We start from the raw sequence: 22,756 nt of genomic DNA, 5'->3' as shown, positions 1-22,756 counted from the left end.
TCAATTTTAATATATACATGTATGTATTTAATTTGACGTGCTGAAGACTTCATTGCAGAAGCTTCAGAATGAACCCGGCTATCTTCGAGCCTTCCAATGGTTTTCCGTACAAATTATAATGCGTGATGTACCCGTCCAACAGCGCGTACAGCTGCTCCGCGATTTCCAGCGTATTGACTTCCCGCGCGATCAAGCCTTTGTCCCGCAGCCATTCCAGGTTTCCTTTCGTCTCTGCAATCCAGCTCTCGTAATAGGCTTTGAACAACTTCTGTACAGCGTCCCGGTCTTCGGCCTGCATAAAATAATCGATGTAGACGAAAATCCACTCCGGTGATTTCTCGATGTACGCGACCAAGCCCTCCGCCAGGAAAGAAACCAGTTCCGGCAAAGTTGCTCCGGCACGGAATCGCTGTTCCAGAAGGTCATGGGTATCCGCTCTCATCTGCTGGCGATACTCGATCAATCTGCGAAAAAAAACTTCCTTACTCTCAAATTGAGCATAGAAGGCCCCTCTCGTGTAGCCGGCCCGGCTGGAAATTTCGTCAATGGTGGCGCTGGAGAAGCCCCTCTCGCAGAAAACTTCCTCGCCGGCCGTCATCAATTTCTCGTAAGTGGCCTCGCTGCGCAGTTGAAACTTGTTTTTCCTCATGATAGACAAACCCCGCCATCCAAATTAGATACATCTGTGTATGTATTACGTCCGAGACTATTGTACATTAACTTCGCGTCTTTGCACAATAGCGGTCCATGAAGAAAAAAAGAGGCTGCCAACTGCTTGTTGGACAGCCTCTCGTATCGTTTCGGGAACGCAGTATTCAATCGGTTAAAACCGGAACGTATCGTCCGTAATCGGAGCTACCTTCGCCACGGCGTACGTCGAACCCTTTTGCGAGAAGAAATCATAAGTCGATCCCTCGTTGCGAATTCCGTTCATGACGATCGGATTGACTTCCTCGTCCGGGAACATCGTCTCGAAGCCGATGTTCATCAGCGCCTTGTTCGCGTTGTAACGAACATAGCTCTTCACGTCCGGGCTCAAACCGGTTTCCGCATACAAGTCGTTGGTGTAGTTGAGCTCGTTGTGGTACAGGTCCAGCAAGAACTCATACGCCCACACTGTCAGCTGCTCTTTCTGCTCCGCCGAAAATTGTTTAAACCGCTGCTGAGCGAAATAACCGACCGCAACGCCGTGAATCGACTCGTCCCGCAGAATGAGCGAGATGACCTCCGCGCTGTTCCGAAGCGTGCCTTGGCCGCCCAGATACAGCGGGAAGAAGAAGCCCGAGTAGAACAGGAACGATTCCAGCATGACGGAAGCGAACATCGCCTTCCACAAGGACACCGGATCGTCTTCCTCGATCGCCAGATAGACGTCGCTGATCCGCTTTGCTTTGTACTGCAAATACTCGTTCTGCTTAACCCACTCGAAGATCGCATCGATCTCGCTGTTCGTGCACAGCGTCGTGAAAATATACGAGTACGACTTCGCGTGAATGGCTTCGAACGAAGCGAACACCGTATAGAGCGCCTTTTCTTGCAGGTCCGGCGCGTGACGGGCAATGACGTTCATCCCGATATTCGTCTGAATCGTATCGAGCAGCGTAAGGCCGCCGAATACTTTCTTATACGTATCCTGATGCGCGAAGTCCTGCCACTGCTTCACGTCTTTGCTGACGGCGATTTCTTCGGGGAACCAGATTTGCTTCCACTGCTGATCCCAGAACACTTTCGTCAACTCCTGCTGGGTCCGGTTCCAGTTGACGGCTTCGAACACTTTTAGATCGAACACGATACACACTCCTCGATGGTCTGAAGACGCTGGCGCACGTAATATACCGTCTTGATTCCCTTCATCCAAGCATAGATGTACAGACGCGCCAGTTGCTCGGTCGTCCACTGATCCGTGACGTATAGCGTCATCGAGATCCCTTGGTCGATGTGACGCTGCGCGGCCGCATACAAGTCGACCATCCGGAATTGATCGATCTCGTAGGCTTCCTTGTAGAGCGAGATGTTCTCGTTCGTCAAAAACGGCATCGGGTAAATGGTGCGGCTGTCCGCGTAGTCCCGAATTTCGACCTTCTCCGTGCAAGGCGCGATCGAAGCCGTGCTGTTGCGGATATAAGAAATGCTTCCGGTAGGCGCGATCGCCAGCCGGTACGCGTTAAACAATCCGTGCGTCATGACCTGTTCCTTAAGCTCCGCCCACATTTCCGCGGTAATCACCGGAACGTTGCCCAGCGCCGCGGCAACTTCTTCCGGCAGCGACTCGGCGGTCTTGGCAATGTACGTGTCGAAATAACTTCCGTTCGCGTAATCGCTTTGCGGGAAACCGTAAAACGTCTGTTTTCTCTCTTTGGCGATCTGCATCGAGGAGAGCAGCGAATAATAATTGAGCGCCTCCATGAACGCGTCGATAAAGAGGACGGACTCCTTCGAGCCGTAGGCCAGCCCTTGCGAGGTCAAGTGTCCGTGCAGGTTCATCACGCCGAGACCGACGGAATGCATGAGACGGTTCGCCTTCGTAATGGACGGAACGTTGCGGATATCGGTCATCGTCGACACGTTCGTCAGCAATCGCATCGACGTATCGATCAACTGCTCGAACGATTCCGCTTTCGTGGCGTTGTGAATGTCGATCGAACCGAGATTACAGGAGACGTCCATTCCGTATTCGTGCTCGGTTCCGTAATCGTGGATGACGCTCGTTTCCTGCACTTGCAGAATTTCCGTGCACAGGTTCGACATCTTCACGCGGCCCAGGTTGCGAAGCGCGTGCTTCTCGTTCACGTGGTCGTCGAACACTTCGAACGGATACCCCGATTCGAATTGCGCTTTTTTAATTTCTGTATACAGTTTGCGGGCGTTGATCCGCTTGATTTTCCGAATGTTAGGGTTGTCCAGCAGCTCGTAATACATTTCGCTCATGCTGATCTCGGACATCCGTTTGCCGTATTCCTTGTAAATGTCGTACGGGCTGAACAAGACGATGTCTTTGTCCCGTTTCATCAGCTCGAAGAAAATATTCGGCACGATGATGCCGGTCGACAGCGTAGCGAGCCGGATCTTGTCGTCGGCGTTAGGCTTCTTGGCCGAAATAAAGTTCTCGATATCGGCGTGGAAGACGTTTAAGTAAATAACCCCGGAGCCGTTGCGCTGGCCGAGTTGATTCGAATAAGAGAAAGAATTTTCCAGAAGCTTGGCGACGGGCATAACTCCGCTCGCGCGGTTGAGAATGCCCTTGATCGGATCGCCGAGTGGTCGCAAGTCGGTTACGTTAACGCCTACGCCGCCTCCCAAGCGGGACAGCTCCAGACAGTAGCCGATGTTTTGCGAGATGCTGTTCATCGAATCGTCCATCGTCAATTTGAAGCAGCTGACAAGCTCGCCGCGCGCCATCTTGCCGCTGTTCAGCGCGGTTGGCGTCGCCGGCTGGTAAGCCGACATCATCGCTTCCACCGCCCGCTCGGCCAGACTCTCGTCCCCTTGCGCCAAATACAAAGCGATAATGACGATGCGATCCTCGTACTTCTCGAGAATCTCTTCGCCGTCGCGGCTCTTCATCGCATAGCTCTCGTAAAATTTGCTGGCGCTCATGAACGACGGGAAACGGAACTCGTACGCGTACGCTTTCTCGTAAAGCTGCTCGATGAACTCCGGACGGTACTGCTGAAGGAATTCTTTTTCATAGTATCCCTCGTCCACGAGATACCGGATTTTTTCTTCCGTATCGATAAAGTAGCGCAGTTTTGCGTTAACGTGTTCCAGGAAGTACCGGCGCGTCGCCTCTTTATCCTTCGCAAGATCGAGCTTGCCCGTCCGGCTGTATTGATTAAGCACTTCATTATTTAACTTCAAGTAAGACTTCATCCGACTTTCTCTCCTCCCGGAAACAATCCTCGTAATAACGGCGGATCTCCTCGTAATCTTCCGCGAAACCGCGCAAGTCGATTTTGCGAACCAGCGGAATTCGCCATTGCCGCGCAATGGCATCGCCGGCTCCCCCGAATACGCGATGACCGAAGTTGCTGTTCCCGCTTACGATCACTCCCCGGCACAGCGCGCCGTTTCGATCCATAAACTGCGTCACCGCCCGCGGCACATCGCCCAATCCATCCGTATAAGTGAACAGCAAAAAAGGCTCCGCCAGCTTGACGTCATCGGCGATTTCGATTGCGGGCAAATGCAGGCGCGAAACGATATATTTCACGTTTCCTGTACGGCTCGCAAACGCGATCATACCGTCAGACTCTCCAACTGCTTGACCATTTCGTTCGTATCGAAAATAAACTCGCCTTCGACTTCCAATACCGGCACGCTCATCGCTCCAGCCGCTACGAGTCTTTCAAACGCTTCCGCATCGTGGTCTACGTTGATGATCTCGACTTCAACTTCCGCGCGCTGCAATTCAGATTTGATCCACATGCATTTCGGACATACCGTTCTCGTATAAAGCTTCATTTTTTTCGTCTCCTCCAATATGTATATTGCAAAGAAAAAGAACACCCAGGTCTCCGAGGGGGGTGTTCTGCCGAATAGCACGGTTCCATTCCGGCAACCCGAATTCGCATCCGTCATACGGCATGCGTCGCCGAAACTTTCCCGCTAGATTCGTCTTCTTCCTCAGCCCCCGGAGAAATGCAAGCAACGTTCCGGCAAGGCAGGTCATCTGGTAGTACCAGACCGAAACAGATATGAAATTGAACTACACAGATTGTAGCACACGCGATTCGATATTCCAAGATACAGTATGTATAGAGTTCATATCTACAGGATGGAATCAATATCTAGATTATACTAGAAAAAGCCGCGGCAGCCGCGGCTTTACTAGGTATGACTGCGCTAGTCGTCCATTCCTTTGCCGTCGAGAATATTCGGCAAGTATTTTTCAATTCTGGACTCCCGGGTTTTGGATTGCTTGGCCGAAGAAAAATAAAGAAGATATATTCGACTTGCACGCCGGCTTTTTCAACTTCGATGGCTTCGTCGATGTACGTTTTGATCAGCAGCTGCATCTCGTCTATTTGTTGAACGTTGGTGAACCGAAGCTGACGCGCCGCCTGGACATTCAGCTTCTCGAATTCTTCCTTCCACTGCTTCGCCTTCTTGAAGAAGGGATCAATCTTATGGTTTCTAATGCCCTTTGTCATCAGGATACACCTCTTCGTGTTGACGATCTCTATAAACTCGATCGTTATGTATCTAACCTCGCCTTCTATAACGCAAAGGCGCATTGCCCGTTACTTCCTTGAACACCCGGCCGAAATGCGTTACGCTTCCGAACCCCACCTTCCGTGCGATCAAGTTCACCTTCATGGCAGAGCTCTCCAGCAGCTTGATGGCTTCCTTAACCCTCACGCTGTTCACGTACTCCACGAATGCGAAGCCCGTCACCTCCTTGAAGGACCGGCTCAAATAATACGGACTGAAATAAAACTTGTCCGACAGCACATGAAGCGACAGCTCCTCCATGTAGTGCTCGTTGATATAACGGACGATCTCCGATATGCGTTCGTGCATCGGACTCGGCGAAGCCGGCGGCTCCGCGCCCTGCTCCCGGAATCTTCTGCAGCACGCGATGAGCAGCTGCACCGCCAGCGTCTGGGCGAACAATTCGAAGCCGCTCCCGCGTTCCCGGATCTCCTGGAGAATTGTTCTGGAGAGCGTTTCGATTAACTGTCTGTGCTGCAACGAATCGTTGAGGATCAAATAATCCCGCTCCAGCAAAGGCCCAAGCGCCTCCTTATGGGAGCCGTCGGAGGAAAATAACCGCTCGTGCATATTGATAATGAACCGCTCGTGCTTCGGCCGCTCCGCATTGGTCGTACGATGCAGAATATTCGGGGCAATGATGACGACATCGCCTTCGTTAATCGCAATCGTCCGGTCTTGTATAAAAAATTCCCGCTTGCCGGACATCAGATAATAGATTTCGTAGGTACCGTGAAAATGGCTTGCCGGCATATGATGGCTTAACGCCTTCCGGTGGGACACCTGGAAAGTGCCTGCCGGGTTCTCGAAGTACACATCTCCCAAGCCGCTGCGCCCCCTTCCGCCTCTCGCTTATTATACCGCAAGAAATAAGATAAAAACCGCCAAAACCGCAAAATATGCACATTCCCCGATGCTAGAATAGGAGTACAAACAACCGAGGAGGAAAGATAAGATGCCTACCGCATCATCCCCTGCATCCCCTATACAGTGGGCGCTCAAAGCCTGCGAGGCGTTAATGGCCAAGTTCGAGCCGGAGCGTCTTCCGCCGGAACGCTTCCATTATCATCAAGGCGTCTTCCTGTCCGGCATGGAGAAATGCTGGCGGCAGACCGGAGAACAAAAGCTGTACGACTACATCAAAGGATGGGTCGACAGCCAGGTTCTCGAAGACGGCAGCATCAGAAACTTCAAGTCCGACGAGCTTGACGACATTCAGCCCGGCGTCCTGCTTTTCCCCCTCTACGAGCGGACGGGAGACGAGCGGTACAAGAAAGCGCTATACCATCTCGTGCCCTTGCTGAAGAACTGGCCGACAAACCGGTCAGGCGGCTTCTGGCACAAGGGGCACTATCCGAATCAAATGTGGCTGGACGGTTTGTACATGGCCGGGCCGATTGCCGTGCAATTCGCCAAAACTTTCGGAGAGCGCGAATACGTCGACAAGCTCATCTTCCAGGTGCTGCTCATGGACAAGCACACGAAGGATCCCGTAACCGGCTTGCTGTACCACGGCTGGGACGAGACGAAAGAAGCCGAATGGGCCGACCCCGTCACCGGTCTCGCTCCGGAATTCTGGGGCCGCGCGATCGGCTGGTATCCTGTCGCGTTGTTGGAAATGTTCGAACACTTGCCGGACGATCATCCCGACAAAGCCAAGCTTGTAACGATCGTACAGGATCTGCTTATCGCTCTGACGAAGTATCAGGACTCCGCCACCGGCCTGTGGTACCAGGTTATCGACAAGGGGGACCGTCCGGACAACTGGCTGGAAAACTCCTGTACAGCCTTGTTCGTACATGCCATCGCGAAGGCCGTGCGATTCGGTTACCTGGATGCCGAATACATGGAATATGCCTGGAAAGGCTACCGGGGCGTGATCGATACGCTGAAATTCGATGAGAACGGCAACGTCGTGATCGGCAACATCTGCATCGGCACCGGAATCGGCGATTATGCCCATTATATCGCCCGGCCGACCAGCGAGAACGATCTGCACGGCGCCGGCGCCTTCATTCTCATGTGCGTCGAGATGAATTTGGCGGCGCGTTAAGTCTCTCTGCTTCGATTCCACGACTTTCGTCTGGCTCCTCCTCCTGCCCTGGTCTGTTTTGCATGCCGTCGTTATCCGGTATACTATAGCCAACTCTTTTGGAGGAGCGATCAACCATGCACTACGAACAGAAGGCGCGCGAAGAAATTGCCGCTTGGGAACAGCAATTATTCAAGCCGCCCGGGTGGCTGGAGAGAACCTCCAAGACGATCGGCAATCGAATTAACAGAATGATCCCCGCCAAAGCCCAGAACGTCATCACGACCACGATCAAATCGATCGTGCGCACGGCGCTGTTCGGCGCAGAATATACGCCGAAGCGGCCCGTGCAGCGGGAGCTTAATCTGGAACGGAGCGACGAAGAGGCGAAAAATCTGTTTTCCCTGTATCAGAAGATCGCCGTCGCCGAAGGAGCGGGCACCGGAGCGGGCGGCATACTGCTTAACGTTGTGGACTTCCCTGCGCTCATCGCCATCAAGATGAAATACTTGTTCGAGCTGGCTCACAACTACGGGTACGATACGAAGCATTTTTCCGAACGGGTTTTTATTCTGAAAGTGTTCCAATTGACGTTCTCCGGACCGGAACAACGCGCCAGGCTGCTGAACTCCGTCAAAAACTGGAACTCCGAGAAGAAGCTCTGGTCCTCGGATACCGAACACTACAAAAACATGGACTGGGAGACATTCCAGAAAGAATATCGCGACGCCATCGACTTTCGGAAGCTGCTGCAGATGGTGCCTGGAATAGGCGCGGTTGCGGGAGCCTGGGCGAATTACACCATTCTTGAGGAGCTTCGCCAGACCGCGACCAACGCCTATCGGTTGCGCAGGTTAAATGAAGCTGCCGTCGTTATTGATATTCGTAAATAATGCCATTAAAAGAGGCAGTCCTCTAACCGGCTTGATCGCCGATTGAAGGACTGCCCTGTTTGTTTATTCGCTCTTCGCGCCTAACAGGTTCAATACAACGGTTACGGCCTCAGCTCTCGTCACTTTGGCCGCCGGATCGAACTTGCCTGACGACTTGCCTTTCATGATGTCTTTCGCATGAATTGCGGCAATTGCGCCTTTCGCCCATGCGGGAATCGCCTGATCATCCGCAAAACCGGTTGATGCACCCGCCTGCGACGATAGCCCCAACACATTGGCGGCCATCATCGCCATCTCGGCCCGGGTAATCACCGCGTTCGGACGGAACGTTCCGTCCTGATAGCCTTTAATATAGCCGGCTTGAACCGCGAGTGCCACCGCATTTTTAGCCCATTTCCCGATCTTCTCAGCGTCGGTGAACGGCAATGCACTGACCTCATCGGTCGGATTCAAGGCGTTCATTAACATAAGGGAGAATTCCGCGCGCGTGATGGTCCCGTTCGGTTTAAACGAACCATCCGAGTAGCCCGAGACAATTCCCAGCTTTAACGCTTGGGTAATATTCTGTTCAGCCCAGTGTCCGGAGACGTCGTTAAAAAGGGGGGCAGGTTCGCTTTCCTTAATCGGCTCGTCCGGACGATCGACCGCGAAAACGGCGAACTTCGCCAAGGAAATCACCTGCACGGAAACGCGATCCCCGCTTACCTTACCCCCTGCTGCTTCCACCCAGACTTTCTTAGTCTCATCGTAAGTAAATACGGCTGGAACCCGATCTTTGGGCAAATCTGCGACGTTGTATTTGATCGTAACCGTAACGGGGTTCTTGAAGTCATCCGTGAAGTTCTTGAGAACTTCGAATATCGCGCTTAGAAGCACATCGCGGTCCGAGAGCAATTTTTGCGGATTCGTTATCTTATCGATCGTGATGACGATCTCCTTATCCGAGGCGTTAGTCGGTACGGTTACCGTAATCTCATCGAAAAGGCTCAATTCTCCCGCTTTGCCGGCTTGGAGCGTCAGTTTGTTGTTCGCCGGTGCGGGGCCGCCGCTGTTTCCGCCGCTTCCCGTACTAGACGGAGCCGCATTCACTGTGACGGTATACGTCACTTGTGTTGTGCTATCTTCTGCGGTGACGACGACTTTGTAACCTGATGCCAATACAGTGGCTATCGTTACGTCGTCAGCCTCGTACACCTCGAACGAGGCACCTGTAGCCGGTGTAATCGCAGATTTGAACGCGACCAACGTCGTGCCATACGGCACAACCGTAATCGTCTCGTTAGCCGTGCCTCCCGTGCTTACTGTTCCAATCGTGGAAGTCAGCGTCGCATCCGTGCTTAGTGGAGGCGAGCTAACCGTGACGGTGTAAGTCACTTGCGTCGTGCCGTCCTCTGCGGTGACGATGACTTTGTAACCAGATGCCAACACAGTGGCGACCGTCACACCATCAGCTTCGTACACCTCAAACGAGGCACCTGTTGCCGGTGTAATCGCAGCCTTGAAAGCCACCAACGTCGTTCCATACGGCACACCCGTGATCGTCTCGCTAGCTGTGCCTCCCGTGCTTACTGTTCCAATCGTCGAAGTCAGCGTCGCATCGTTGCTCAGCGGAGGAGCGCTAACCGTAACGGTATACGTCACTTGAGTCGTGCCATCTTCTGCCGTAACGATGACTTTGTAACCTGATGCCAATACAGTGGCTATCGTCGTACCATCGACCTCATATACCTCGAACGTAGCACCCGTAGCCGGTGTAATCGCAGCCTTGAAAGCGACCAACGTTGTGCCATAAGGAACTCCAGTAATCGTCTCACTAGCCGTACCATCTGTGCTTACCGTTCCAATCGTGGAAGTCAGCGTCGCATCGCTGCTCAGAGCCAACGCGTCCCACTGGGCAAACAAGGTCGTGTTTTTCCTTACCGCGAAGGAGTCACCCTCATTGTACACGGTCCCGCTTCCATCCGATTTCTCGCTCCAGCCCGCGAAGGTGTGACCCGCTCTGACCAGATCCATAGGCCCCGGCAAACTGAGCTCAGTTACAGGGACGAACGTTTGGCTGAGAGGAGCCGTACCGCCGGTACTGTCGTTATCATCGTATTGCAGTTGAACGAGGCTGGCCCTCAGGTAAGGATATCCGCCGTTCATAGCCGGTTCTATTCCCCATACGGAGGCAAAATCCCACGCATTGGCCGCATCCGCTTCATAAGAGCTCTGGCTGTGCATCAGCACGGTACTAAGAGCCGTGCCTCCGTCCGATACGCTCTGACCGCTCGTGTCTCCATCATAGAAGCTATTGACGAAACTTCCGAAGCTGCCTCTCCCGATCAGGCCGCCCACGTTGGAGCCTCCCGTTACTTCGCCCACGGAATAGCTTGTCCGAATCGAACCCGAGCCGCTCTCTCCTGCCAGCCCGCCAACGATGTCGTCGCCGCTCACCTTCCCGGCAGCGTAGCTATTCTCGATTTTACCCCAGGCATTATAGCCAACCAGACCGCCGATATTCTGGCTTCCGATACCGCTTCCTTCCACGTCTCCGAGGGCGAAGCTCCGGCTGATTTCCCCGTCCATATCATTCGGATTACCGCCAACCAGTCCTCCGACGGCATAATGCCCTCTAACCTTCCCCGAAGCGTAGCTATCCTGAATCGTTCCGTACACGTTATCCCCTACGAGCCCCCCTATATAATAGCCGGTCTCTCCCGAGATCGGGTTCACGTCTCCAGCAGCGAAGCTGTTGCGAATGGTACCTTCTATATTTACTCCGACGAGACCGCCCACCGTGGAGTTGTTCGTTCCCCCATCCACATTCCCCATGGCGTAGCTATCGGCGATCTCCCCGAACCCTCCGGAGTAATGCGCGCCAGCCAAGCCGCCAAGGTTTTCGCTATCTGCAAGTCCGCTGACTTCTCCTAACGCGTAGCTGAACAATACCTTGCTGTCGTTGTTGTATCCGATCAGCCCGCCGATATAGTTGCTCTGCTCATTCCCGCTCACATTTCCTGTCGCATAGCTGTAGCTCATCGTCACTTCGATCTGCGTCCCGACCAATCCGCCGACGTCCATGTTTCCGCTGACGTCTCCAGCAGCATAGCTGTAACCGATGCTTCCTTCTTCGATTCTGCCGATTAATCCGCCGACCTCGTCCGTGCCGTTCACTTCTCCGGAAGCGTAGCTCCGCTGGATCTCCGTTTCCTCGGCGAAACCGATCAGTCCGCCAACGTGCCGGGTTCCGTTAACTTCCCCCGTCGCGCAGCTGTCGGTGATCTCCCCCATAAATTCACCCACCAGACCGCCTACCTGGTTCACTCCGGTAACTGCTACCGAGGCGCAGCTGTTTATAATCGTTCCTTCGTAGCCGTAGCCTACCAAGCCGCCTACAGAATCGACTCCGGATATCTCACCCGTAACCGAGACGTTGTCAATCGTTCCCTGATAGATATCGCCGACCACTCCCCCCACGAGGTGGTCTCCGACAATCGATACGTCGGTCAGCTTAAGATTGCCCACCCAACTTCCGCTCGATAAAACTCCGAATAGTCCCATGCTGATTCCGGTATGATCCGTAAGCCCGCTTATTGTGTGACCTTCCCCGTCGAAATGTCCGTAAAACGGAGTGTCGCTGTCTCCGATAGAATTCCAACCCGTTGCGGCGTACCCGCTCAAGTCGATATCGGCGATCAATTTGAAATACGTCCCCGCATCCAGATAAGCGTCCCGCATGTTGTCCAACTGGTCGGCCGTTTCGATCAGATAAGGATCGATCGCCGTTCCGGTCCCTCCGGCAAAATCTCCGCCCGCCGCATAGACCTGGCCGTTGCCGAAACCGCCCCCCAGCACCGCGCCGAACGACAACATTATCGTCATTAGCCAGATTTTCGCTTTTCTTGCCGCTTCCGCCATTCCCGCATACTCCCCTCGATTTCCTTTTCCTAGCCTAGGGACAGTATACGGAAAGCCAATAAAAGAATAATAAAAGTTCCGGCCATACATCGACAAAAACCGCGAAGCGCCTGAGCTTCACGGTTTACAACAAATCTCCTATTCGTTGCTTGCTTCATAGCGACAGGTTCATAGGCCGCTCGCCCGCCACCCCGTTAAAAAAAATAACGAACAGCTCCTTGTACATCTGACGCTTGCGATCTTCATCCGGCTCCGCACCCAATTTGGACAGAGCCTGACTGCTGAACAGATGGATGTAAAAGAGCAGCGTCTCCGTGGAAAGCGCTCTGTTGAAATACCCCAGTTGCTTGCCTTCCGTAATGAAAGCGGCGAATAGCGGAACCAGCTTGGCTTCATAGCTTCTGACGATTTCCGCAACAGCGGGGTCTTCGGAGAGAAACGTGTCCATGAACTGCACGTGCAGACTATCGAATGCCCGGGAACGCAACAGCATCTGTTCAAGCTTCTCCGCATAAGGCAGCTCCCCGTGACAGAAGGCTGAGAAATCCGCCAAATACTGATCCAGATAATGGGCCACAACGTCTCGCGTCAGCTCGTCCTTGCTTCCGAAATAGTTATAAATCGTGACCTGCGACACGCCCGCTGCCTCCGCGATCGCCGCAATGCCCACATTGCGGACCCCATGCTGCACATACAACCCAAGCGCCGCTTCGCGAATCGACTGGCGCTTCCGTTCTTTTCGTCTCTCGAATCCGTTCATGCCGCAACCTCGTTCCAGAAGGGTTACCCTTAACATACTCCAAATAATGAAATAATTCAAATTGAATATTTCAAAACTATTGCTTTATCGCGTGACCAAGACTATATTCTAATTAAGATATGAAATATCAAACTTATAAAATTTCATAATTATACACAAAGAGGTGAGGATATGGCTACGTTTCAATCCAATGGAGCCGACATTTATTACGAGGAGAAAGGAAGCGGGCCGGCGCTTATTTTCACGCACGGCCATTCGATGTATCACAAACAATGGGCGCCGCAGGTCGATTATTTCTCCCGCTCGCACCGGACGATCGTATGGGACGTGCGCGGGCACGGCAACTCCTCCTTGCCGGATGGCGCGGTGGACCCGGAGCTGTTCAGCAAGGATTTGGCCGCGTTGATGGAGACGCTGCAGCTTCCTTCCGCTGTACTGTGCGGACTATCCATGGGAGGGCATATTTCGCTGCAGACTGCCGTGCGTTACCCGGAGCGCGTGCGGGCGCTCGTGCTGATCGGCACGCCGTTCACGAACGCGTTCAACTGGTTCGAGAGAACGACCGCGCCGTTCAGCCGTTTCTCCACGCGTCTCATTCCGCTTCGCACAACGGCCAAGCTGACGGCAACCGCGCTCTCCAAGCTTACTCCCTCCAATCACGCTTTCATTATGGAGGCGTTCGGGAAGATGACGCACCGCAATTTCGTGCGGCATTGGGCCGGCAACCTCCGCATGGACAGCAGAGCTGATCTGGAGAAAATCCAATGCCCGACCCTTATCCTGCACGGCGACAAAGATAATATGGTCGGCCGCCAACAGGCCGAGCTGGCAGCGCGGATTCCCGGCGCAGTCCTGCATACGATCCCGAACGCGCATCATTTGACGAATCTGGACAACCCGGACGAGGTCAATCGCTGGATCGAGGCGTTTCTGAACGGCATCTAATTCGTATCCTCCAACCTTTCGCCAGTTGGAGTCTATAGAAAAAAGCCGCGATTTACGCGACTCTTTCCAAGCGAACTCCATGACGTCCTTCCGCTTCCGGTCAGCGAAGCGATATGCGCTAGTATCCGAAGAAGGAGTCTTTCTTGATGTTCCCTTTTGCGATCTGATTGTTTGTCAAAGTCTCGGCAACAGCATCTACGAACGACTTGGAACCCGCGATCAAGTATTTGCCGTTATTCTTATTTAATGCCGTAAATTTTTCAATCTCCTGCTTCAGTTCGTCCCTGGATTCCAGGTAAGAAACTTTAATTGAAGGGTGCTTTGCGGCGATTTGATCAAACTCGTCTTTATAGAGATACGACTTGCGGCTATCGAGATAGAGCAACTGGATCGTTTTCCCGTCTCCGTTCCCTTCTGCCTCGATCTGCTTCAAGATCGACCGGAACGGCGTTATGCCGATGCCGCCTGCAATCAGCAGCGAAGGACTGCCGGCTTCCAGATGGAACCCTCCTACCGGACCGCTTACTTTCACTTTCATTCCCGGTTTTAACTCCAGCAGCGCTTTCTTGAAATCGCTCGGGGCTTCCCGAACAACCGTCGTTATTCTGACGACGTTCTCTGCTGGAGCAGATGCAATGCTGAACGGCCGCGTAGGCTTCTTGACGGTCGTGTGAGCAATATGGAATAAACCGTATTGCCCTGCCTTCCAGCTTAGATCGCCCCTCTTCTCGAATAGAAAAGAATGCACGTCTTCCGACTCCCGGCGGCTTTCGACAAACACTAACTCCTTCTTCTTGAATACGGCCAACATATCTTGAAAAAAGCCCATTCCCTTGTCCTCCTCCTAGCGAGAAAATAAAATCTTACTTCAAATATCTTCCTGTAATCGACTGCTCCGCATCGACGATCTGCGCAGGCGTGCCTTCGAACACGACTTGGCCGCCTTTGCTGCCTCCGTCCGGTCCCATATCGATGATCCAGTCCGCCTGGCTGATCACTTCGAGATTGTGTTCGATGACGATGACCGTATTGCCGGCATCGACGAGACGGTTCATGATCTCCAGCAGGTGGCCGATATCCGACATGTGCAGACCGGTCGTCGGCTCGTCCATCACGTAGATGCTGCCCTTCTTGTGCAGCTCGCTGGCCAGCTTGATGCGCTGGCATTCCCCTCCCGAGAGCGTGCTGAGCGGCTGGCCGAGCGTAATATAGTTCAGCCCCACGTCGCTCATCGCCTGAAGCTTGCGCACGACCTCTTTAAGCTGGAAGAATTCCAAAGCCTGCTCTACGGTCATCTCCAGCACGTCGGCAATCGATTTGCCGTCCAGCTTGTACGCGAGCACCTCTTCCTTGAAGCGTCTGCCTCCGCATACTTCGCACGGCAGCTTAACGCTGTCCAGGAACGCAAGGTCCGTATAGACGGCGCCCAGCCCCTGGCAGTTCTCGCAAGCCCCTTTGGAATTAAAGCTGAACAAGCCCTGGTTGACCTTGTTCGCGGAAGCGAACGCCTTGCGAACATCGTCCATGATGCCGGTGTAGGTCGCGGGATTCGAGCGCGTCGATACGCCAACCGCCGATTGGTCGATGACAATCGCATCCGGATGCTCGCCGAGGAATACTTCGTTAATCAGCGTACTCTTGCCCGAGCCGGCAACCCCCGTGACGACGGTCAGCACTCCCGTCGGAATATCCGCGCTCACGTTCTGCAAGTTATGCAGCGAAGCCCCCTGAATGGACAGCTTGCCGGACGGCTGCCTGCAAGCTCGCTTCAGCTCCAGCGGCCGTTTCATATGCGCGCCAGTCAGCGTGCCGGACTCCAGCAGCCCTTGGTAGCTTCCCTCGTACACGATGTTGCCGCCGCGGCTTCCGGCGTGAGGCCCGACATCGACGATATGATCCGCCACCTTGATCACGTCGGGATCATGCTCGACGACGATGACGGTATTGCCTTTGTCGCGCAGCTTCTGAAGCAACTCGTTTAAGCGGTGCACATCGCGGGGATGCAGACCGACGCTCGGTTCATCGAAAATATAGGTAACGTCCACCAGACTGCCGCTCAGGTGCTTCACCATCTTGACGCGCTGCGACTCGCCGCCCGACAATGTGTCCGTCTCGCGATCCAGCGTCAAGTAATCGAGTCCGATATCGACCAGATGCTGCAGCCGCTCCGCCAAAGACTTGACGATCGGCGCGGCTCTCTCGTCGTCGATCTCACGAACGACGCGAATGAGCCGGCCGACCTCCATCGAGGAGAGATCCGCGATGTTGAGTCCGTTGATCCGGCAGCTAAGCGTAGCCTGACTGAGCCTCGCGCCGCGGCAGCTGGCGCAGGGACCTTCGGATATGTACGGCGCGACCGCTTTCTGCGTGCGCTCGGACTTGGCTTTCAAATCCTGCTTAATATATTTGTTGGTGAACTTCTCAAGGACGCCTTCCACCGTAATGTTCATGGGCTTCCCGGCGAAATCCATCTGAACCTTCCTGGCTTTGGCGTACAACAGCCGATCCAGTTCCTCCTCCGAATAATCGCCCAGCTTCTTGTCGAGATCGAAGTCGCCCGACTGCACGATCATATTCCATTCCCAGCTGTTCACCGAGTAGTCCGGAAGCAGAATCGCTCCTTCGTTCAACGACTTGGACAGGTCCAACGCCTTGTTCATGTCCACGCCCAGCCTGCGGCCGATCCCGTTGCACTCGGGACACATCCCTTGCGGATCGTTAAACGAGAACATATTGACCCCGCCGACATACGGACTGCCCACCCGGGAGAACAGCAGACGGAGGATCGGAGAAATATCGGTAATCGTGCCCATCGTGGAATGCGAACCGCCGCCCAGACGCTTCTGGTCTACGATGACGGCCATGCTCAAGTTTTCGATCCCGTCCGTATCCGGCTGCGGAACCTTAGGCAGGAAATTGCGCACGAACATGCTGAAGTTCTCGTTCAGCAACCGCGTCGATTCCGCGGCGATCGTATCGAACACGATCGACGACTTCCCGGAACCGGACACCCCGGTGAAAATCGTGATCTGTCGCTTGGGGATGCGCAGCGATACGTTCTTCAGATTGTTTTCCCGTGCTCCCGTAATGACGATGTACTCTTGATTCGCTTCGCTCATGCACGACTTCCTTCCGATCGCGTGATTTTGGACTTGCTATTTCCCGTCTTCTTCCTCTTCCAGCAGCTCGCTCAAGCGCAGCAGATTGGCGCTCCAGAACTTGCTGTAGAACGCCACCCAATTCTGAACTTCCCTGAGCGGCGCAGCGTTGAGCTTGAAGCGCGTTTCTCTTCCGACTTTCCGGTCACGCACGAGCCCCGCCTCTTTAAGAATCGTCAAATGCTTGGATACCGCGGTCCGGCCCATTTGAAACTGCCCCGTCATTTCATGAAGCGGCAGCTCATCCGTCTCCGCCAACAAGTGAATAAGCTGCCGTCTGGTCGGATCGGCAATCGCGTCAAACACATCCCGCAGCTGGGTATTCTCGCTCACGGCACTCTCTCCTACGTATTAAGACCAAGGGGTTTCTCAAATTTTTGCCCTGTTAAACGGACACCATTTGGTGTCTTTTTTTGATTATAGGCCATCATTTGCCACCGTGTCAACAAGCCGAGCCTGCAACATTCCGGCGACAGCAGACGTCACTATGTCATGATCGTAAGCACTCGATACTATGATTTCAGAACAAGGAGAAATGCATCATGAAAAAATCAGCTCTGTCCTTCCTCTTAGTCACCGCACTGCTCGGCAGTCTGCTCACCGCTTGCTCCGGCAACAATAACGGGAACAATGCCGGAACTCCGACCGCCGCGAATCCGCCGGTCGCCAGCGAAACTCCGGGAGCCGGCTCCAGCCCTTCTGCCGAACCGGAACAACCAGACAATTCCGCGAAGCCGGACGAGAATCCGTCCGCGTCGTCCACGGATAAAATCGTGAGCTCGATGCTGGAGAAAATAGAACAGCCCAGTCTGATAGACCTTGCCCCTGAAGAATTGAAAAACTACTACGGCATCGATCCCGAGCTTGTCGAGGAATTCACGATCAAAACCCCGGCATTTAATCTCATGTCCAATGAGATCGCCGTCATTAAAGTTAAGGACGTTAAACATATCGAGGCGGTTAAGAAAGGAATGGAGAAGCGCGCCGAAGACGTTCAGAAGATGTTCGAGCAGTACTTGCCGGAGCCGTACAAGCACGCCCAAAATTATAAAATCGAAGCCAAAGGAGAATATGTGCTGTTCCTCATTTCCGAGAGCGCCGACGATCTGGTGAAAGCCTTCAAGGAAATCGCGGCCTAACGCGCGCGGCTCGGATACGCCAAGGGGGCTGTCCCACAAGTAAACAGAGACGTACCGAACGATTATCGATGGATGCAGGGTAACGGGCATCTATCTCCCTCCGATGCTATACGATCCTGAAATGGGAATGGTAAACCCGTGAATGGGTGATTTCAGGACCGTATGAGGCAGTCTCCGGGAGATAGATGCCCTTCCTTTTTACATCGATAATCTTGTACGTCTCTACTTATGGGACAGCCCCCTTGATGCTGCAGCGGTGCGGCGCGTCTAAGCCGGAACCCGACCGTTGAACGCGATAATCAACGGGTTGTTCGCATCCAGACGCACCGATTCGGCCAAGCGCAGCTCATTGCCGACAATCTCATGCTCCAGGCGCCGTCCGTGCGCTCGAACGTCTTCCACCTCGGCGAGCTGCTCTTCCGGCAGCTTCAACGTCTTCACATCCATGCGTCCGCCCAATACTTGAAGCGTCGCCTGCGCCTCATTGCATTCGAACGTTCCCCACCCGCTGTCGAGCGACCAGATCGTACGGAACTTGCCGTCCTCCATGCGTACCGGCTTAAAACCGATCATGCCGACAACGCTGTCGTATTCGAATCCGCTGAACGCTTGAAGCAAGGAATAGCTGGCCATCGACCTCGCGTAATTGCTCCCGCATTCGATTTCGTTCCACGGATTCCGCTTCTCTCCGTCGTACCGATCGCGAATCGCTTGCACGATAGAGAGCCCTTCCGCGACGAAGCCCTCCTGGATCATGTGCGAAGCAGCTTGGTATTCGAACCCTGTCATCGTCTCCGAATTGTAGGTCAGAGGAATGCCCGGCTTATCGACGCCCTCCGGCCAAGTGCAAATGACAAGTCCGCCCTCGTCGTTAAGCGAGTACAAGCGCCAAGTGTTCGCCTCCTCTCTCCTGCTGCTCTTGAAGTTGTACCGGTACAACGATTGCAGAGCCGTACGCGTCTGCTCCTTATCGAAGACCTCGCCAAGCCCGCACAAGTTCGCATGCCACTGGGCGACAACCTGATCGATGGCGCAGCCGCCCGCGATCTGATATTTCAATTCGTTCAGCTCCGGATTCCAATACGACTTGGCGCAATCGTCCTCGAAAGGGTCCAGCAGCGTCTTATCCGACAAATCGATGCGCTGGACATAGTATTCGCCGTTGAATAGATGCTCGTCGACCCGTTTCTTCCCTTTGCGGAACAGACTGTCGAACTCGTCCGCCGCCGCCTGTTCGCCCAGGAACGCCGCCATCTCGGCTCCCGCCTTCAGCGCCGCCAAATAAAATCCGCTTAACCAGGAATTCGGCCCGAACAGCTCCATGTCCAGCGTATGATGCTGCCGGCCCGTGAGTACGCCCGTCTTGTCCGGGTCCCATAGGTCCTCGTTGCTCTCCGCCCATGCGTATGCGATCGATTGCTTGAGATCCGGCCAGATCGTTCTCAGCCAATCCGTATCTCCGGAAATTTTCCAATCGCGATAAGCATTGATCACGCCGCCGAATTGGCCGTCCGCGCAAGCGCGGAAATCCGCCCTCTCGCGTCCGGGCGGAAGCATTAAGCGGAAAGCCATTCTGCCGTCGTCGCGCTTGTTGTATCGGTAATCCAGCTCGCGCATGCTGCGCTCCAGTCCAGGGAACAGGAACGGAACGGCGTAAGCATAATTCCAGACATGCGTACAGGAGCCTTCGCAGCAGCCCGTGTCCTCGATGCAGCCTTCGAACCCGTACAAGGAACCGTCCGTCAGCCGCAAAACCGCGGCGGATTTGAGCACCGCCAAGTTTGCCGATGCAGCTTCTTTCACGACGTCCGGCGCCGTGGAAGAGAACAGCGCTTCTTTGAATTGGAGCGTGTCCCCGTACAGACGATCCCAGTGCTCGAGCGCATACTTCGCGCTTGCGCGGGAGTCTTCGAACAGCGTTGCGTAGTAATTTCTCCAGCCGTTGGCGCCGGACGGATTCGGGTTCCAATAGTTCTCGACGTTAGGAAAATGCCAACTGATCGCGAAGCGAACGCGCTTCTTCTCTCCCGGCTTCAGTTCGACATGCGCGGCAAGCGACGCCGTGTCCTTCCTCGCATGAGGCGGTTCCTCTTCCGGATAGCGCCTGTTCTTCATCCTGCCGGGCTGCGCGAAATCATGCCAGAACATCTCCAGATTGTCGCACCAGCCGCCGCGATACCAGAACTCCTGATAGCTGACCTCTTCCGTATCCGTCGCCAGGGCGATATTGCCGCAGTGAGGATGATCGTCGGCATACTGGCCCGAACCCAACAGGATCGTATGGACGTTAGGCCCATGCCGGCCTTCGGCCATGCCGTATCTGTGACAGACCTGTTCCGTCGGGAGCGGGTTGCCCGCGGAGAGACAGAGCGTATAGGCTGTCGTCTCCTTCTCCGTATTCTCGATCTCCCATTCGAAGAAAGCCGCGGGGAGACTGGAATCGTCCTCCTGCAGCGGAATGAACGGGTTAAACGCCGTCAGCCCGATTGTCCCGGGGAAAGTAGGGTCGGCGAACGACAGATTGGCCAGAGGGAACTCGCCGCTGAATTCGACCTCTCTGAAATGGGGCATTCCCGCCATCGTCTGGCTTTCCGGACCGAACCCGTATCCGCTGTGGAGAGGTGCGCCCCGAAGAGGCTCGCCCATATAGGAGGTCAACAGATCCCCCTGCACTACGCGCGCATCGAGCAGCCTGCCCTGCCGTTCCGCCTTGATCGCGAAGTGGCTAAAACCGTTAAAGCTCCGCTTGTTGGGCCGATTGAAAATCTCCCAGTCGACCAGTCTGCCGTTGCCGGCCAGACCAATGCTCCCGCTTCCGATTCCTCCGAGCGGGAAGCGGATTTCCTTTGTCTTTGCACCTTTATACACGTTTCCCAAACGTTTAACCCCGTTTCCGATCATGATATACTGGCTTAAGAGATTATCTCTATCATAATGAAAACGGATTCGGATTCCTTTGTAGATTCAACGCCTTTTTTATGTCAATTCCGCTTGAAAATCCGTTCCGGGAAGAGGCGATCAGCCGATGAATCTCGACGATCATGTCATAGCTCCCTACATTCGGATCGCGGGTTATGCGGTTCGCCCCCCGTTTTTCCTCGGCGAACGCAGCTTGCTCGATTACATCCTCTTTTTCGCCCAGGAAGGTCATTTCGAAATTCAGGTGAACGGTCGGCTCCATAAGCTGAAGGAGGGCGATCTATGCCTGCTTCAGCCTGGCGACGTCCATACGATCAGGGGGCTTACCCCGACGACCAACCCGTACGTTCATCTCGATTTTTTCTATAATCCGCACAGGGAGAGCAGCTTCGTCACCTATCCCGGCCAGTTGGACATGACGCCCTATTCCTCTTTCATGCAGCCGAGGCTGAATGATTGCGACGCATTTCGATTGCCGCTCGTTCTGGAGACCGCCCATCCGGGCAAAATGCGGGAGCTTGTCCTCCGCATGATCGATTGCTGGCAGCAGCAAACCTACGTGGGGATAATGGAAGCCCATCAACTGGCCTACGAATGGATCGCCGCGCTGTTCAAGCAATACATGCGTCCCCAGCCAAGCGCGCTCGCACAGCAGCCTTTCCTGAATTGGATCGCGTCTTACTTCGCGTTCCATCTCTCGGAGCCGATCAATGTCGGCGACATGGCGAAAAAAGCCGGGCTTTCCCCTTCCCGGTTTACCGTGCTCTTCAAACAGCACTTCAACATGACGCCTTACCAATACTTGCTGAAGCTGCGGATCGAATACGCGCAGGAGCTGCTGCGGGAAGGGCTCACCCTTCAGAAAGCGAGCGAGTATTGCGGCTTTGCCGACGTTCATCATTTCTCCAAGACGTTCAAGGCGATAACGGGGATCAATCCGGGATATTACAAAAGAAATCTCGACAACATTTAATGTAATTAATGATTACGCCGTGAAGCCCGCTTCGCCGAGCATCGATTTTCAAGGCCCGTCTGGTCCGGTACCGGGTGCTGAGTCGCCAAAACGATTCTCGTATCATAGTCGGGATTCGTTTTTTTTCGAATTTACGCTATCGCCCGCCGCATCAGCGTGCCGGCCGCCGGCGTCGGTCGACGGAATCGCAAAGCGTTTGCCCAGCAGGAATACGACCGAGATGAAGACCAAATACAGAGCGAGAATCAGCAAAATCTCCCGCCATCCGCTTCTCTCGAACAGGCTCTCGCCCAATAGGGTTACGGCGATCAGATACGGGGTTTTGCCCACGATCGTCGCCGCGATGAAAGTGCGTCCTTTCATTCGGATGATCGCGGCATAAGCATTCACGAGCTGTGCGGGAACGATAGGAAGCAGACGGGCAAACAGGACGGCGAAAAAAGCGTTGCGTTCCGCATAATCCGTCAGTCTGCGGATTCCTTTCAATCGAGCCGCCTTCAGGCGACTCTCCTCCGTAAAGGTATACCGAATCCAGGCGAAAAGAATAATCGCAGCCAGGCTGGAGATCGTCAGATTGATCAGACTTCCTGCCGCCGCCCCGTATTTCGCTCCGAACACGGCAGCGATCACGCCGTACGGGACGGCCGGAACGATCGCGACGATCAGTCCGGCAAGTCCGATGAGAATGTCCTGATGCCACGCCGTATCCGAGTCGATCCAGGCGACGAGAGCGTCGCGATAGACGAACAGCCACAGCGCCGCCCCTCCGTAGACGCCTCCGAAAACCAACCTCTTGAGCAACGCTATCCCCCGCTTACCCGCCGTA

General features: G+C 54.4%; 18 protein-coding genes and 1 pseudogene. 5 read left to right on the top strand and 14 right to left on the bottom strand.

Features of this window, described 5'->3' with window-relative positions; translation table 11 throughout:
- Nucleotides 1-49 precede the first annotated feature (49 nt).
- The 7 genes and pseudogenes from B0G52_RS17870 to B0G52_RS17840 form a co-directional block, all read right to left on the bottom strand.
- Nucleotides 50-649, bottom strand: a complete 600-nt coding sequence (locus B0G52_RS17870; RefSeq protein ID WP_094046743.1) for a TetR/AcrR family transcriptional regulator — start codon at nucleotides 647-649, stop codon at nucleotides 50-52.
- A gap of 174 nt (nucleotides 650-823) precedes the next feature.
- Entirely contained in the window at nucleotides 824-1,789 is a 966-nt protein-coding gene (gene nrdF / locus B0G52_RS17865; protein ID WP_233162766.1) for a class 1b ribonucleoside-diphosphate reductase subunit beta, read from the bottom strand.
- Nucleotides 1,777-3,870 (bottom strand): class 1b ribonucleoside-diphosphate reductase subunit alpha, encoded by a 2,094-nt coding sequence (nrdE, locus tag B0G52_RS17860; RefSeq protein WP_094046742.1) that lies wholly within the window; start codon nucleotides 3,868-3,870, stop codon nucleotides 1,777-1,779. Before nrdE ends, nrdF begins: the two co-directional genes overlap by 13 nt.
- Nucleotides 3,845-4,240, bottom strand: a complete 396-nt coding sequence (gene nrdI / locus B0G52_RS17855) for a class Ib ribonucleoside-diphosphate reductase assembly flavoprotein NrdI (protein WP_094046741.1) — start codon at nucleotides 4,238-4,240, stop codon at nucleotides 3,845-3,847. The genes nrdE and nrdI overlap by 26 nt, the downstream gene beginning before the upstream one ends.
- Nucleotides 4,237-4,461, bottom strand: a complete 225-nt coding sequence (locus tag B0G52_RS17850; RefSeq protein ID WP_094046740.1) for a glutaredoxin family protein — start codon at nucleotides 4,459-4,461, stop codon at nucleotides 4,237-4,239. The genes nrdI and B0G52_RS17850 overlap by 4 nt, the downstream gene beginning before the upstream one ends.
- A 381-nt stretch (nucleotides 4,462-4,842) precedes the next feature.
- A pseudogene (locus B0G52_RS17845) lies at nucleotides 4,843-5,150 on the bottom strand (YdeI/OmpD-associated family protein).
- A gap of 52 nt (nucleotides 5,151-5,202) precedes the next feature.
- Nucleotides 5,203-6,036 carry an AraC family transcriptional regulator gene (locus B0G52_RS17840; protein ID WP_094046739.1) on the bottom strand — a complete coding sequence of 278 codons (834 nt, stop codon included), beginning with the start codon at nucleotides 6,034-6,036 and terminating at the stop codon, nucleotides 5,203-5,205.
- Nucleotides 6,037-6,166: 130 nt separating this feature from the next.
- Here B0G52_RS17840 and B0G52_RS17835 point away from each other — a divergent pair, with 130 nt between their 5' ends.
- Both B0G52_RS17835 and B0G52_RS17830 read left to right on the top strand, forming a co-directional pair.
- Nucleotides 6,167-7,264 (top strand): glycoside hydrolase family 88/105 protein, encoded by a 1,098-nt coding sequence (locus tag B0G52_RS17835; RefSeq protein ID WP_094046738.1) that lies wholly within the window; start codon nucleotides 6,167-6,169, stop codon nucleotides 7,262-7,264.
- Between the two features lie 116 nt (nucleotides 7,265-7,380).
- Nucleotides 7,381-8,136, top strand: a complete 756-nt coding sequence (locus B0G52_RS17830; RefSeq protein WP_094046737.1) for an EcsC family protein — start codon at nucleotides 7,381-7,383, stop codon at nucleotides 8,134-8,136.
- Between the two features lie 63 nt (nucleotides 8,137-8,199).
- Here B0G52_RS17830 and B0G52_RS17825 read toward each other — a convergent pair whose 3' ends face one another.
- Together B0G52_RS17825 and B0G52_RS17820 are read right to left on the bottom strand one after the other, a co-directional pair.
- Nucleotides 8,200-12,036, bottom strand: coding sequence for an S-layer homology domain-containing protein (locus B0G52_RS17825; protein ID WP_158223764.1), 3,837 nt, complete (start codon nucleotides 12,034-12,036; stop codon nucleotides 8,200-8,202).
- Nucleotides 12,037-12,190: 154 nt separating this feature from the next.
- Nucleotides 12,191-12,796, bottom strand: coding sequence for a TetR/AcrR family transcriptional regulator (locus B0G52_RS17820; RefSeq protein ID WP_158223763.1), 606 nt, complete (start codon nucleotides 12,794-12,796; stop codon nucleotides 12,191-12,193).
- A gap of 171 nt (nucleotides 12,797-12,967) precedes the next feature.
- Between B0G52_RS17820 and B0G52_RS17815 the strand changes: the two genes are divergently transcribed.
- Nucleotides 12,968-13,741 (top strand): alpha/beta fold hydrolase, encoded by a 774-nt coding sequence (locus B0G52_RS17815; protein ID WP_094046734.1) that lies wholly within the window; start codon nucleotides 12,968-12,970, stop codon nucleotides 13,739-13,741.
- A 118-nt stretch (nucleotides 13,742-13,859) separates the two neighbouring features.
- On the opposite strand, the gene B0G52_RS17810 is transcribed toward B0G52_RS17815, so the two are convergent.
- Genes B0G52_RS17810 through B0G52_RS17800 form a run of 3 tightly spaced genes read right to left on the bottom strand, consistent with a single transcriptional unit; the run spans nucleotide 13,860 to nucleotide 17,232 of the window.
- Nucleotides 13,860-14,570 carry an FAD-dependent oxidoreductase gene (locus B0G52_RS17810; RefSeq protein ID WP_094046733.1) on the bottom strand — a complete coding sequence of 237 codons (711 nt, stop codon included), beginning with the start codon at nucleotides 14,568-14,570 and terminating at the stop codon, nucleotides 13,860-13,862.
- A gap of 34 nt (nucleotides 14,571-14,604) precedes the next feature.
- Complete coding sequence (locus B0G52_RS17805; RefSeq protein ID WP_094046732.1) at nucleotides 14,605-16,860, bottom strand: ATP-binding cassette domain-containing protein; 2,256 nt, start codon at nucleotides 16,858-16,860, stop codon at nucleotides 14,605-14,607.
- Between the two features lie 36 nt (nucleotides 16,861-16,896).
- A complete protein-coding gene (locus B0G52_RS17800) occupies nucleotides 16,897-17,232 on the bottom strand; it encodes an ArsR/SmtB family transcription factor (protein ID WP_094046731.1) in 336 nt (111 codons plus the stop codon).
- A 209-nt stretch (nucleotides 17,233-17,441) separates the two neighbouring features.
- Here B0G52_RS17800 and B0G52_RS17795 point away from each other — a divergent pair, with 209 nt between their 5' ends.
- Nucleotides 17,442-18,038, top strand: a complete 597-nt coding sequence (locus tag B0G52_RS17795) for a DUF4358 domain-containing protein (RefSeq protein WP_094046730.1) — start codon at nucleotides 17,442-17,444, stop codon at nucleotides 18,036-18,038.
- A gap of 267 nt (nucleotides 18,039-18,305) precedes the next feature.
- Here B0G52_RS17795 and B0G52_RS17790 read toward each other — a convergent pair whose 3' ends face one another.
- Nucleotides 18,306-20,906 (bottom strand): GH116 family glycosyl-hydrolase, encoded by a 2,601-nt coding sequence (locus B0G52_RS17790; RefSeq protein ID WP_233162784.1) that lies wholly within the window; start codon nucleotides 20,904-20,906, stop codon nucleotides 18,306-18,308.
- A 157-nt stretch (nucleotides 20,907-21,063) separates the two neighbouring features.
- On the opposite strand from B0G52_RS17790, the gene B0G52_RS17785 reads away from it, so the two are divergent.
- Nucleotides 21,064-21,930, top strand: a complete 867-nt coding sequence (locus B0G52_RS17785) for an AraC family transcriptional regulator (protein WP_094046728.1) — start codon at nucleotides 21,064-21,066, stop codon at nucleotides 21,928-21,930.
- Nucleotides 21,931-22,032: 102 nt separating this feature from the next.
- Here the strand turns inward: B0G52_RS17785 and B0G52_RS17780 are convergent, their stop codons facing one another.
- Nucleotides 22,033-22,731, bottom strand: coding sequence for a TVP38/TMEM64 family protein (locus tag B0G52_RS17780; protein ID WP_158223762.1), 699 nt, complete (start codon nucleotides 22,729-22,731; stop codon nucleotides 22,033-22,035).
- Nucleotides 22,732-22,756 lie beyond the last annotated feature (25 nt).

This window comes from Cohnella sp. SGD-V74, from assembly GCF_003001675.1.
GTDB lineage: Bacteria > Bacillota > Bacilli > Paenibacillales > Paenibacillaceae > Cohnella.
The sequence above is the reverse complement of the archived record's forward strand: the minus strand, read 5'-3'. Positions and strand labels throughout refer to the sequence as shown.